The 12,780-nt window shown below is 46.0% G+C and carries 18 protein-coding genes; 1 reads left to right on the forward strand and 17 read right to left on the reverse strand.

Features of this window, described 5'->3' with window-relative positions:
- Nucleotides 1–8: 8 nt before the first annotated feature.
- The 17 genes from rpsS to fkpA form a co-directional block, all read right to left on the reverse strand.
- Nucleotides 9–287 carry a 30S ribosomal protein S19 gene (gene rpsS, locus LY387_RS14790; protein ID WP_031495622.1) on the reverse strand — a complete coding sequence of 93 codons (279 nt, stop codon included), beginning with the start codon at nt 285–287 and terminating at the stop codon, nt 9–11.
- Between the two features lie 19 nt (nt 288–306).
- Nucleotides 307–1,131, reverse strand: coding sequence for a 50S ribosomal protein L2 (gene rplB, locus LY387_RS14795; protein WP_103881810.1), 825 nt, complete (start codon nt 1,129–1,131; stop codon nt 307–309).
- A gap of 15 nt (nt 1,132–1,146) precedes the next feature.
- Complete coding sequence (rplW, locus tag LY387_RS14800) at nt 1,147–1,449, reverse strand: 50S ribosomal protein L23 (protein ID WP_042502749.1); 303 nt, start codon at nt 1,447–1,449, stop codon at nt 1,147–1,149.
- Nucleotides 1,446–2,048: a 50S ribosomal protein L4 gene (gene rplD, locus LY387_RS14805; protein WP_042478663.1), complete on the reverse strand. Its 603-nt coding sequence runs from the start codon at nt 2,046–2,048 to the stop codon at nt 1,446–1,448. Before rplD ends, rplW begins: the two co-directional genes overlap by 4 nt.
- A gap of 16 nt (nt 2,049–2,064) precedes the next feature.
- The gene (gene rplC / locus LY387_RS14810) at nt 2,065–2,694 is read right to left on the reverse strand and encodes a 50S ribosomal protein L3 (RefSeq protein ID WP_234494644.1); all 630 of its coding nucleotides are present in this window, start codon (nt 2,692–2,694) and stop codon (nt 2,065–2,067) included.
- A 14-nt stretch (nt 2,695–2,708) separates the two neighbouring features.
- Entirely contained in the window at nt 2,709–3,020 is a 312-nt protein-coding gene (rpsJ, locus tag LY387_RS14815) for a 30S ribosomal protein S10 (protein WP_031495630.1), read from the reverse strand.
- 371 nt (nt 3,021–3,391) lie between these two features.
- Nucleotides 3,392–3,868 (reverse strand): bacterioferritin, encoded by a 477-nt coding sequence (bfr, locus tag LY387_RS14820; RefSeq protein WP_042478657.1) that lies wholly within the window; start codon nt 3,866–3,868, stop codon nt 3,392–3,394.
- Between the two features lie 81 nt (nt 3,869–3,949).
- Entirely contained in the window at nt 3,950–4,138 is a 189-nt protein-coding gene (locus LY387_RS14825) for a (2Fe-2S)-binding protein (RefSeq protein WP_234494645.1), read from the reverse strand.
- 184 nt (nt 4,139–4,322) lie between these two features.
- A complete protein-coding gene (tuf, locus tag LY387_RS14830; RefSeq protein ID WP_234494646.1) occupies nt 4,323–5,507 on the reverse strand; it encodes an elongation factor Tu in 1,185 nt (394 codons plus the stop codon).
- Nucleotides 5,508–5,630: 123 nt separating this feature from the next.
- A complete protein-coding gene (gene fusA, locus LY387_RS14835) occupies nt 5,631–7,727 on the reverse strand; it encodes an elongation factor G (RefSeq protein WP_038224544.1) in 2,097 nt (698 codons plus the stop codon).
- A 77-nt stretch (nt 7,728–7,804) separates the two neighbouring features.
- Nucleotides 7,805–8,275, reverse strand: a complete 471-nt coding sequence (gene rpsG / locus LY387_RS14840; protein ID WP_042478937.1) for a 30S ribosomal protein S7 — start codon at nt 8,273–8,275, stop codon at nt 7,805–7,807.
- A gap of 97 nt (nt 8,276–8,372) precedes the next feature.
- Nucleotides 8,373–8,747, reverse strand: a complete 375-nt coding sequence (gene rpsL / locus LY387_RS14845) for a 30S ribosomal protein S12 (protein WP_004399892.1) — start codon at nt 8,745–8,747, stop codon at nt 8,373–8,375.
- 175 nt (nt 8,748–8,922) lie between these two features.
- Nucleotides 8,923–9,186 (reverse strand): DsrH/TusB family sulfur relay protein, encoded by a 264-nt coding sequence (locus tag LY387_RS14850; protein WP_234494647.1) that lies wholly within the window; start codon nt 9,184–9,186, stop codon nt 8,923–8,925.
- Nucleotides 9,187–9,193: 7 nt separating this feature from the next.
- Nucleotides 9,194–9,550, reverse strand: a complete 357-nt coding sequence (gene tusC, locus LY387_RS14855; protein ID WP_234494649.1) for a sulfurtransferase complex subunit TusC — start codon at nt 9,548–9,550, stop codon at nt 9,194–9,196.
- The gene (gene tusD, locus LY387_RS14860; RefSeq protein WP_197059265.1) at nt 9,547–9,942 is read right to left on the reverse strand and encodes a sulfurtransferase complex subunit TusD; all 396 of its coding nucleotides are present in this window, start codon (nt 9,940–9,942) and stop codon (nt 9,547–9,549) included. The genes tusC and tusD overlap by 4 nt, the downstream gene beginning before the upstream one ends.
- Nucleotides 9,943–10,617, reverse strand: coding sequence for a helix-turn-helix transcriptional regulator (locus LY387_RS14865; protein ID WP_042478957.1), 675 nt, complete (start codon nt 10,615–10,617; stop codon nt 9,943–9,945). It abuts the gene before it with no gap.
- A gap of 223 nt (nt 10,618–10,840) precedes the next feature.
- Complete coding sequence (gene fkpA / locus LY387_RS14870) at nt 10,841–11,629, reverse strand: FKBP-type peptidyl-prolyl cis-trans isomerase (RefSeq protein ID WP_128650077.1); 789 nt, start codon at nt 11,627–11,629, stop codon at nt 10,841–10,843.
- Between the two features lie 168 nt (nt 11,630–11,797).
- On the opposite strand from fkpA, the gene LY387_RS14875 reads away from it, so the two are divergent.
- Nucleotides 11,798–12,778 carry a WD40 repeat domain-containing protein gene (locus LY387_RS14875; protein WP_234496133.1) on the forward strand — a complete coding sequence of 327 codons (981 nt, stop codon included), beginning with the start codon at nt 11,798–11,800 and terminating at the stop codon, nt 12,776–12,778.
- Nucleotides 12,779–12,780 lie beyond the last annotated feature (2 nt).

Raw genomic sequence — 12,780 nt, forward strand, 5'->3', positions numbered from 1 at the left:
TCTACTCCTTATTTCTTCTTAGCTTTCTTATCCGCAGCGTGGCCGCGGTAAGTGCGAGTTGGTGCAAATTCACCCAGTTTGTGACCGATCATTTCTTCGGTAACGAAAACTGGTACGTGCTGACGACCATTATGGACAGCGATGGTCAAACCAATCATTGATGGGATGATCATTGAACGACGGGACCAAGTCTTAACAGGCTTTTTGTCTCCGCTTTCCACCGCTTTCTCTACCTTCTTCAGCAAGTGTAGGTCAATAAAAGGACCTTTCTTGAGAGAACGTGGCATGGCGATTCCTCTTTATAGATTACTTGTTACGACGACGTACGATGTACTTGTCAGTGCGCTTGTTCTTACGAGTCTTAAAGCCTTTAGTTGGCTGACCCCAAGGAGATACTGGGTGACGGCCACCAGAAGTACGACCTTCACCACCACCGTGTGGGTGGTCTACTGGGTTCATTACCACACCGCGAACGGTTGGACGAACACCGCGCCAGCGGCTAGCACCAGCTTTACCTAGTTCACGTAGCATGTGCTCAGCATTACCAACTTCACCGATAGTTGCACGGCCTTCTGATAGTACTTTGCGCATTTCGCCAGAACGTAGGCGTAGAGTTACATATGCACCATCGCGAGCGATTATTTGTGCGTATGCACCTGCAGAACGAGCAATTTGTGCACCTTTACCAGGCTTAAGTTCAACACAGTGTACTGTAGAACCTACTGGGATGTTGCGCATTGGCAGAGTGTTACCTGCTTTGATAGGCGCATCAACACCAGATTGGATTTGGTCACCCGCTTGGATGCCTTTTGGTGCAATGATGTAGCGACGCTCACCGTCTGCGTACAGAACTAGAGCGATGTTTGCGCTACGGTTTGGATCGTATTCTAGGCGCTCAACTTTCGCTGGGATGCCATCTTTAGTACGTTTGAAGTCAACCAAACGGTAATGATGCTTGTGACCACCACCGATGTGACGTACTGTGATACGACCGTTGTTGTTACGACCACCGTTCTTAGAGTTTTTCTCTAGAAGTGGAGCGTAAGGCTTACCTTTGTGAAGGTCAGCATTAACAACTTTAACTACGTGACGACGACCAGGGGAAGTCGGCTTACATTTAACAATAGCCATTGTTTAACTCTCCTGTTATTCCGCACCGCCAACGAAGTCAAGATCTTGACCTTCCGCCAGAGTCACATACGCCTTCTTAACGTCGCTGCGGCGACCTTGACGTAGACCTTGACGTTTAGTCTTACCCTTAAGAACAAGAGTATTTACAGACTTAACTTCAACTTCAAATAGCTTTTCTACAGCTGCTTTGATCTCTTTCTTAGTTGCATCTTTAGCTACTTTGAAAACGATAGTGTTCGCTTTCTCAGCTGCCATAGTTGCTTTTTCAGAGATGTGCGGAGCACGTAGAACTTTTAGGATACGCTCTTCAGTGATCATGCTAGCATCTCCTCAACTTGTTTAACTGCAGCAGCAGTAATAACAACTTTGTCGAACGCGATTAGAGAAACTGGGTCGATACCAGCTACGTCACGTGCGTCAACTTTGTATAGGTTACGAGCAGCTAGGAATAGATTCTCATCTACTTCGCTAGTCACGATTAGCGCATCTGTTAGCTCAAGCTCTTTAAGCTTAGCTACAAGCTCTTTAGTTTTTGGAGCTTCTACAGAGAAGTTATCAACAACGATTAGACGCTCTTGACGAACTAGCTCAGAAAGAATGCTCTTCATAGCACCGCGGTACATTTTCTTGTTAACTTTTTGGCTGTGATCTTGTGGTTTCGCAGCAAAAGTAACACCACCTGTACGCCAGATTGGGCTACGAATTGTACCAGCACGTGCACGGCCAGTACCTTTTTGACGCCATGGCTTAGCGCCACCGCCAGATACTTCAGAACGAGTCTTTTGAGCGCGAGTACCTTGACGAGCACCTGCTGCATACGCAACAACTACTTGGTGTACTAGAGCTTCGTTGAAGTCACGTCCGAAAGTAGTCTCGGAAACAGTTAGTGCATCAGCACCTTTAACCATCAATTCCATTACTTACTCCTAGACGTTAAGCTTTAATAGCTGGTTTAACGATCACGTTGCCGCCTGTTGAGCCTGGTACTGCACCTTTGATAAGAAGCAGATTGCGCTCAGCGTCAACACGTACGATCTCTAGGTTTTGAGTCGTTACACGCTCAGCACCCATGTGACCTGCCATTTTTTTGCCTTTAAATACGCGACCTGGAGTTTGGCACTGACCAATTGAACCCGGAGCACGGTGAGACAAAGAGTTACCGTGAGTAGCATCTTGAGTAGAGAAGTTCCAACGCTTAACAGCGCCTTGGAAACCTTTACCTTTAGAAGTACCAGTAACGTCTACTTTTTTAACGTCGTTGAATAGTTCTACGTTTAGCTCAGCGCCAACTTCAAACTCTTCGCCGTTTTCCAAACGGAATTCCCAAAGACCGCGACCTGCTTCAACACCTGCTTTCGCAAAGTGGCCAGCTTCTGGCTTAGAAACACGGCTAGCTTTCTTAGCACCTGCAGTTACCTGGATTGCTGCATAACCGTCTGCTTCAAGTGTACGTACTTGAGTTACACGGTTCGCTTCAACCTCAACAACTGTTACAGGGATAGAAACGCCTTCTTCGGTAAAAATGCGGGTCATACCCACTTTACGTCCGACTAGACCAATCATTCTTCTAATCTCCCTTAACCTAGGCTGATTTGAACATCAACGCCAGCAGCAAGATCAAGACGCATTAGAGCGTCAACAGTTTTGTCTGTTGGCTCAACGATGTCGATCAAACGCTTGTGAGTACGGATTTCGTACTGGTCACGTGCATCTTTGTTGACGTGTGGAGAGATAAGAACAGTGAAACGCTCTTTACGAGTAGGTAGTGGAATTGGACCACGAACCTGTGCGCCGGTACGCTTAGCTGTTTCAACGATTTCCGCAGTTGACTGGTCGATTAGTTTATAATCGAAAGCCTTTAGGCGGATACGAATACGTTGGTTCTGCATGAGACAGAGCTCCAATAATTAAAAATTACACAAACAATATCGCCACTCATACTCGCGAAGGCGAGAGAATGCCGATTGATTTATGTGAAACCGTAGCACTCTAATTGAGCGCATTGTCAGCTAATTTTCGATTCACTCACTGCGAGGCAGAGAGTCAATTGTATTAACTGCGAACATAAGCTGAGTCTACGTTACTAAGCACCTTGCCGAGGCAATTTGCTTACTCCTCTTTGCTCATTGGTTCACAACTGAACTAAGTCAGTGGGCGGTATTATACAGATCACAAAACGGGATGCAATAGGTGGGGGAAAATTAAACGAATTTTGTTTTAGGGCCTAGTGGCTTGATACTAGGCCCTAGATTTTAGTGTCCTACTCTTCATCGACAAACTGAGCTTGTAGGTAGTTTTCGATCCCTACTTTCTCGATGAGTCCAAGTTGAGTTTCGAGCCAATCAACGTGTTCCTCTTCATCATTTAAGATGTCCTGGAATAAGTCGCGAGACACAAAGTCTCGTGTATCTTCGGCGTAGGCAATGGCATCCTTTAAGTCAGGGATTGCGATCATTTCCAGTTTTAAATCACATTCGAGCATCTCTTTGGTGTCTTCACCAATCATCAGTTTCCCGAGATCTTGGAGATTAGGAAGCCCTTCGAGAAACAAGATACGCTCTATGAGATGGTCAGCATGTTTCATCTCATCGATAGATTCGTGATATTCCTTATCTGCTAGGTGCTTTAAGCCCCAGTCTTTGTACATTCTTGCGTGTAGGAAGTATTGATTGATAGCAACGAGCTCGTTGCCGAGAATTTTATTGAGATGTTGAATGATGATTGGATCGCCTTTCATGACAAAGCCCTCCTCTTTGGCTCACTATTAACTGTAGAACCAATTGGGGAGGTGTCAAAGCAACCTGGCGAAGGTTTTGGGTTAGCTTACTTTTGCAAGCTGCAACGCCTGTGTTTCACTTAGGATTTCTTTTGCTTGTTTAACGCATTTACCACATTGAGAGCCAAGAGATGTGCACCTTCTGATAGTACGCATATCACTGATGCCCTCTTCAATAGCGAGCTTACGCAATTTTTTATCAGAGACGCCGTGGCATAAACAAACAAACATAAAACAATCCTTCACAATTCACGGAGTAGAATATAAACGAGAATTGTTAGCATTACCAGTGCTATTTTTACCTAAATTTACTTAGTTTGGCTAAGTCTATGAACAGGCTTTAGATTTATTTTCAGATAAAAAAAGAGGAGCCTAAGCTCCTCTTTTCGCGTTTATTGCGATTATCAACTAAATATTAGTCGAAGATCTTAGCAACAACACCAGCACCTACTGTACGGCCACCTTCACGGATAGCGAAACGTAGGCCTTCATCCATTGCGATTGGAGCGATTAGCTCAACTTTCATTTGGATGTTGTCGCCAGGCATTACCATTTCTACGCCGTCTGGTAGAGAGATATCACCAGTTACGTCAGTTGTACGGAAGTAGAACTGTGGACGGTAGCCTTTGAAGAACGGAGTATGACGGCCGCCTTCGTCTTTAGAAAGTACGTATACTTCAGACTCGAACTTAGTGTGTGGGTTGATTGAGCCAGGAGCTGCAAGAACTTGACCACGTTCAACTTCGTCACGCTTAGTACCACGTAGAAGTGCACCAACGTTCTCACCAGCGCGACCTTCGTCAAGAAGCTTACGGAACATCTCAACACCAGTACAAGTAGTAGTTGTAGTCTCTTTGATACCTACGATTTCTACTTCGTCACCTACGCGTAGGATACCACGCTCGATACGACCAGTTACAACAGTACCACGACCTTGGATCGAGAATACGTCTTCGATTGGTAGTAGGAATGGTTGGTCTACTGCACGCTCTGGCTCTGGGATGTAAGAGTCTAGTGCTTCAGCAAGCTCAACGATTTTGTCTTCCCACTGCTTCTCGCCGTTTAGAGCGCCTAGTGCAGAACCTTGGATAACTGGTAGGTCATCACCTGGGAATTCGTACTCAGATAGAAGTTCACGAACTTCCATTTCTACTAGCTCTAGAAGCTCTTCATCGTCAACCATGTCACATTTGTTCATGAATACGATGATGTATGGGATACCAACCTGACGGCCTAGTAGGATGTGCTCACGAGTCTGAGGCATTGGGCCGTCAGTTGCAGCAACAACTAGGATACCACCGTCCATCTGTGCAGCACCAGTGATCATGTTCTTAACATAATCCGCGTGTCCTGGACAGTCTACGTGTGCGTAGTGACGAGTTGGAGTGTCGTACTCAACGTGAGAAGTTGCGATTGTGATACCGCGCTCACGCTCTTCTGGAGCGTTATCGATAGATGCGAAGTCTTTCGCTTCACCGCCGTACACTTTAGCTAGAGTAGTACAGATTGCAGCAGTTAGAGTTGTTTTACCGTGGTCAACGTGGCCGATAGTACCAACGTTAACGTGCGGTTTAGTACGTTCAAATTTTTCTTTAGACACGATCGTGTTCCTTCCTAGTTATGATTCGCCCCGAGAACGAATTTTGTCGGGGCGCGCCAGAATTTGCTATTTTATGCGTCAATTTTACTCAACGCAACAGATTCATTACTAAACAATAGCTGATTAGCTGCGCTGTGCAATAATCGCATCAGCCACATTCTTCGGAGTCTCAGCGTATTCGCTAAATTCCATCGAATATGACGCACGACCCTGGGTCGCACTACGCAAGTCAGTTGCGTAACCAAACATCTCAGAGAGCGGTACTTGCGCACGGATGATCTTAAGGCCAGCGTGGCCGTCATCCATACCTTCGATCATGCCGCGGCGACGGTTAAGGTCACCAACAACATCACCCATCCAATCTTCTGGAGTCGTTACTTCAACCTTCATCATTGGCTCAAGCAGAACAGGTTGTGCTTCAAGCGCACCTTTTCTGAAGGCCATCGAGCCGGCGATCTTAAACGCCATCTCGCTAGAGTCGACATCATGGTAAGAGCCATCGTACAGTGTTGCTTTGACATCCAGTACAGGATAGCCAGCAAGAACACCGTTGTTCATCTGCTCTTCGATACCTTTCGATACCGAGCTGATGTATTCCTTAGGAACCACACCACCCACGATCTCGTCAACGAACACAAACCCTTCACCCGCTTCAGATGGCTCAAGCTTAAGCCATACGTGACCATATTGACCACGACCACCTGATTGGCGAACAAATTTGCCTTCAACTTCTGTGCTGCCGCGAATCGTTTCGCGGTACGCAACTTGAGGTTTACCCACGTTGCAATCAACACTGAATTCACGCTTCATACGGTCAACGATGATGTCTAGGTGAAGCTCACCCATACCTGAAATTAGCGTTTGGCCAGTTTCATCATCGGTTTCCACACGGAACGACGGGTCTTCTGCGGCTAGTTTACCTAGCGCAATACCCATTTTCTCTTGGTCAGCTTGAGAGCGAGGCTCTACCGCGATCTGAATAACTGGCTCAGGGAATTCCATGCGCTCAAGAATCACTTTGTGGTTCTGGTCACACAGGGTATCACCTGTCGTTACGTCTTTCAGACCAATCGCTGCTGCAATGTCACCCGCACGAACTTCTTTTACTTCTTCGCGCTTGTTCGAGTGCATCTGAACGATACGGCCAAAGCGTTCACGCTTTTGCTTCACTGAGTTATAAACGGCATCACCCGAGTTTACGACACCTGAGTAAACGCGCATAAACGCAAGGGTGCCTACAAACGGGTCAGTTGCAATCTTAAATGCAAGTGCAGCGAATGGTTCGTTGTCGTCAGCATGACGCTCTACTTCGTTCTCATCATCGTCGATACCTTTGATCGCAGGTACGTCTACTGGAGAAGGAAGGTATTCGATAACCGCGTCTAGTACCGCTTGCACACCTTTGTTCTTAAATGCACTACCACATGTTGCGAGTACAATTTCGTTATTTAGTGTACGAGTACGCAGACCCGCCTTGATTTCAGCTTCCGTTAGTTCGCCTTCTTCAAGGTACTTATCCATCAACTCTTCGCTTGCTTCTGCAGCGGCTTCAACCATGTTGTTGCGCCACTCTTCAGCTTCATCTTGCAGTTCTGCTGGAATCTCTTCGTAAGTGAAGGTCATGCCTTGATCGGCATCGTTCCAGTTGATTGCTTTCATCTTGATAAGGTCGATGACACCTTTGAACTCATCTTCTGCACCAATATTTAATTGGATTGGAACTGGGTTCGCACCAAGACGATTTTTAATTTGGTCCACAACGCGTAGGAAGTCTGCGCCTGCACGGTCCATCTTGTTCACAAATACCATACGTGGAACGTGATATTTATCAGCTTGACGCCATACAGTTTCAGACTGAGGTTCAACACCTGATGAGCCACAGAATACAACCACTGCACCATCAAGCACACGCAAAGAACGCTCTACTTCGATAGTAAAGTCAACGTGTCCAGGGGTATCAATGATGTTTACGCGATGATCTTGGAATTGTGCTTCCATACCACGCCAGAAGGTAGTAGTCGCAGCAGATGTGATAGTGATACCACGCTCTTGCTCCTGCTCCATCCAGTCCATGGTTGCAGCACCATCGTGAACTTCGCCGATTTTGTGAGAAAGGCCAGTGTAGAACAGAATACGCTCACTTGTGGTTGTTTTACCTGCATCTACGTGAGCAACGATACCGATATTACGATAGCGCTCAATAGGAGTTTTACGAGCCACGATTGTATCCTCTTACTAAGGTTAACCTTAGAGTATAGAAAAGTGCTGCGAGAGAACCTCGCAGCACTGAAAAGGTATTACCAGCGGTAATGAGCAAACGCTTTGTTAGCGTCAGCCATGCGGTGAACGTCTTCACGTTTCTTAACCGCAGTACCTTTGTTCTCAGACGCGTCTAGCATTTCAGCAGCTAGGCGTTGAGCCATAGATTTTTCACCACGCTTACGCGCAGCTTCAACCAACCAACGCATAGCAAGTGCGTTACGGCGAACCGGACGAACTTCTACTGGTACTTGGTAAGTTGAACCACCTACACGGCGAGATTTAACCTCTACCGCTGGGCGAACATTTTCAAGAGCTTCTTCAAATACAGCTAAGTGGTCTTTGCCAGACTTCTCAGCCATAGTTTCTAGTGCACCGTAAACGATTTTTTCAGCAGTTGATTTCTTACCGTCAACCATTACGATGTTTACAAATTTTGCCAGCAGCTCAGATTTGAACTTTGGATCTGGAAGGATCTTACGCTGACCAATTACGCGACGACGTGGCATGGATATTCTCCGTTGTCTTCTTCAGGTTATCCAAAACTTTTCAGTTTCTTCAAAAATTAAAAATAATTTAGTGTTTGGCCTTACTTAACGGAATCCATTAAGACTTAGGACGCTTCACACCGTACTTAGAACGACCTTGTTTACGGTCATTTACGCCAGCACAGTCAAGTGCGCCGCGAACAGTGTGGTAACGTACACCCGGAAGGTCTTTAACACGACCACCACGGATTAGAACAACTGAGTGCTCTTGAAGGTTGTGACCTTCACCGCCGATGTACGAAGTTACTTCGAAGCCGTTCGTTAGACGAACACGACATACTTTACGAAGTGCTGAGTTAGGTTTTTTAGGTGTAGTAGTGTAAACACGAGTACATACACCACGTTTTTGTGGGCACGCTTCTAGTGCAGGCACGTTGCTTTTAACAACTTGCTTTGCACGAGGCTTACGTACCAACTGGTTAATAGTTGCCATTAACTAGCTCCTGATTTACTTGAAAGTAAGCTTTGTGAAAAATCTTGCCCCAATCACCAATGGCAATTAGGGACGCAAAATTCTATGCAGCAGTGAGAGGTGTGTCAAGAAATATACAGATCTTTTTTGGAATATGCGTATCTTAGTATCGATGACTAAGACATAAGAAAGAAGGTTAATCCCAAGTTGTGCTGGCAACGTGACGTTCAGTTAGCTCTACAAAGCCTTTAAAATCGGTCACTTGCAACGCTTGTCCATTATCCTTGGCCAAGCCACGCGCATCCATATCTTGTTCTAGAAAGTAGCACTGCCACTCTTGCGTCGTATCAACACTAACTACTAAGTAGCACGCACTCTCAACAAAAAGGACATCATCCCCTTTTTGCAGGTACGCCTTAGCCTGTTGATAGCCTACTTCGCTTTTAATAATGTGCAGCATGGTAATCCTAGAAGGTTAATACTTTATGACATTGATTGAGTTCATCAGCAATCGCGGACGCTGAGACAACTTGAGCAGAGATAAGCAACTCTTCTTCTGTTAAGCGATAACGCTCTAGGCTTTGCTCACAGACAAACACTTGCTCAATGTCGTAAAGATCCATCAGTTTGAATGCGCTGATATAGTCTCTAGATAGGATAGACTGAGTTTCCTGCCCTTTACGGAGCTGATTCACGCCATTTCCGACAAAGAACACTTTGATGTCTTCAGTAAATGCAGACGTCGCGAGCAGCGCATCCAAGCCTTCTCTACCCGCAGCACTCGCATGCGGTAGTGAGCTAAATACAAAAGCTAATGTTGTCAAAACTGCACCACCCTATCTTGAGTCAGCATCGCACTGGCAAGACTGCCCAGCCCGGCTTGCTCGAAGCCGCTGGCTAAGTTGTCGGCATCACGTTGATGCTGCGACGCCTCATCGCTCCCTAACACGCCACGACGCAATGAAGCCGCAACGCAGGTTTCTAGGCGAACACCATGCTCTGTCGCGAGCGCTTGCCAGGCTGAGACCAAATCGAACTCATCATTGGCAGGTACCGTTAAGCGAGAAGCATTGTGAACGCCGTCTTGATAAAAGAAGACACTGACAAGCTTATGCCCTTTGGCGATCAGCGCGTTGGCAAATTGATAGGCGTTACGCGCTGACTGGCTTCCGTACACGGAGCCATTTACCACTAGACTGTAGGTCAAGGCAGACAATTACTCGTCCTCGGTCTTACGCTGACGAATATACAGGTAAACGGTGTGTTTCGAGATATTCAATCTATCGGCAACGCGGTTAATGGCATCTTTGATATCGAAGATCCCCTTGTCATAGAGCTCCATAACAATCTGACGATTCTTAGTGTTGTTAGACACTGACTTGTCGGCATTGATATCTTCAATCGTACGCTCTACCGTTTGATCAACAAGCTCTTCTACATCACTCGCGAAGTTAACCGATGAGGCCGCATCTTTGGCATCTTGTGTCGGCATAAAGGATTGAAGAATCTGTGAGAACGGCGCATCTAGGTTGACGTTGATACACAGCAGACCAATCACTCGGTTATCACCGTTGCGGATAGCAATAGTAATCGACTTCATCAATACGCCACCTTTGGCGCGAGTGAAGTAAGAGCGAGAGAAGTTGCGCTCAGAGCCTTCAATATCTTTCAGCATTTTAAGCGCTAAGTCGGTGATGGGTGACCCCACCTGACGCCCCGTGTTCTCGCCGTTAGCGATCTTTACTGCTGACGTGTTCAACGACTCAAGTGAGTGCAAAACGATTTCACAGAATGGTCCGATCAAGCTCGCAAGCCCATCTACCACCGCTTCATAGGATTGTAAGATGATTTTGTCGTGCTCGCTAAATGGTGCCACGTCAACCGACTCCATCTCGAGCAATTCATCTGGGTTAGAAATTTCAGTCACTGTAGTTGGACCCTAACGATACTTAAAAAAATTACCGTAAGTTTATCAGAAAATTTGAGAGCTACCTCTATGTATGTATCCAACAAGTGATTTAGGGCAAAAAAAGTGCTGTTTTTTCTTACACCTGAAATAAACCGCAATAAAAAAGGCTCACCGTAGTGAGCCTTTTGTCATGCAATATCAAGCATTATTGCGTTGCTTGAGCGTCATCGCCTTCAATTTTCAGTAGTTCAACTTCAAATACTAGCGTTGAGTTAGCAGGGATAGTCGGAGTATCTTGCTCACCGTATGCTAGCTCTGGCGGGATAACAAACTTGTACTTAGAACCCACAGTCATCAGCTGAACGCCTTCTGTCCAACCTGGGATAACGCGGTTAAGTGGGAACGTTGCTGGCTCACCACGATCGTAAGAGCTATCGAACTGAGTGCCGTCGATAAGCGTGCCTTTGTAATGAACCTGAACGGTATCAGTCTCTTTAGGCTTGTCACCAGTACCTTCTGTTTCTACTTGGTAAAGTAAACCAGATTCCGTCGCTGTTACGCCTTCTTGTTTCGCAAACTCAGTGCGGAAATCATCACCCGCCTTCATTGCAGCTGCTGCTTTCTCTTCAGCTTGCTTTTGCATCGTTTCCGCAACGCGCTTGTCTAGACCTTCTAGCGCCGCGCGGATCTCGTCTTCACTTAGCTCAGCATTACCAGCAAACGCCTGCTCAATACCTTTAAGTACCAGCTCTTTCTTAAGCTCAATACCAAACTCTGCTGGTTTCTCGATGCTTGTGCTTAGGTAGTTAGCAAAAGACACACCGATTGCGTAAGCCGCTTTGTCATCTTCTGTTTTAAAGTGAACCGCTTTACCTGTTTCAGCTTGTACTTGCTCTTGCGCTGCTGGCTCAACTTTTGGTTCTTCTTCTTTTTGACAACCGACTGCCAACATAACTGTCGCAGCAAGTAGCGACACTTTAAATAGTGATTTCATTTATTTCTCCAATGATGGACATTCTTGTAGACTTAATACCTAGCCATGCTTTAAGAATAACGTTCAGCAAGCATGCATAACTAACTAAATCTAGTAACTATTTCCTAGTAGCTCAAACTATAAATATACTAGCTTAAACTCAATACTCAACGTGGAATAACAGTAATGATGCGAATAATATCTCATTCTGTGCTGTGGTTAATTGTCATCAGCCTGTTAAATGGTTGCCTATTCTCCACAGACTCAGAAAAACGTTGGGACCTAGCGCTTGAAGGCTCAACCGCAATGGCACTGAGCCGAGACGCGAGATTCGCACTCCTCTATTCCAAACAGCAACACCTACAGCTTTGGGATCTCGAACAAAATAAGATCCTAGCTCGCTTGGGTATTCAAGACCCTGACGAAAACATTATTTCCCTTATTCGCTTTAGCGACAATGGACGCTTTGCCGTTACTGCCACTCAAACCAATTTCGCTATTTGGGACCTAGCTTGGTCTCAATCAACGGGGCTTTGGTCGATCTCAGATGGATTAATTCAAGACATCGCACTCGGTAATTCTGGTGACGAAGTCCTCGTTGGTCTGAGTAATGGTAAAGCAATATTTATCGATTTAGTCACTGGAAGGCGGCTAGAGTTCCTTGCTCACGTAGAAAAAGTTAATTCCGTGTCGCTATCGCCTAACGGTAAATACGCACTATCTGGAGGCAATGACCATAACGCCTATTTCTGGAGTACAGAATCTGGTCAGATATTACACCGTTTTGAACATCAGCAACGTGTTGGAACGGTCGAACTACAGAGAGATGGGTTATTTGCGCTTACGTCTGATACAGGTAATGACGCGATTATTTGGGATTTAACATCGGGTAAGCAGATTAGTCAGCTCAGTACCTGGACCCGACAATTGATCTTTTCCTCGGCCCGCTTTTCTGATGATGGTAAGCGACTAGTCACCGGCTCTCCCTCTTCACGTCTCATGGTCTGGGATAGTGAAACGGGAAAACGACTTGAGGGGTTCGAAGTGGAATTGCTAAAAGATGTTCGTCCGCCACGAGGAGTAGTGTATGATGCCGCCTTTGAGAGCAACCAGCGCGTGCTTTCTGCCTCGTCAGCTGGTGTCATCCAAGCTTGGAAAATTAGTGAGTAACC

This window comes from Vibrio maritimus, from assembly GCF_021441885.1.
In the GTDB taxonomy this organism is placed as follows: Bacteria; Pseudomonadota; Gammaproteobacteria; order Enterobacterales; family Vibrionaceae; genus Vibrio; species Vibrio maritimus_B.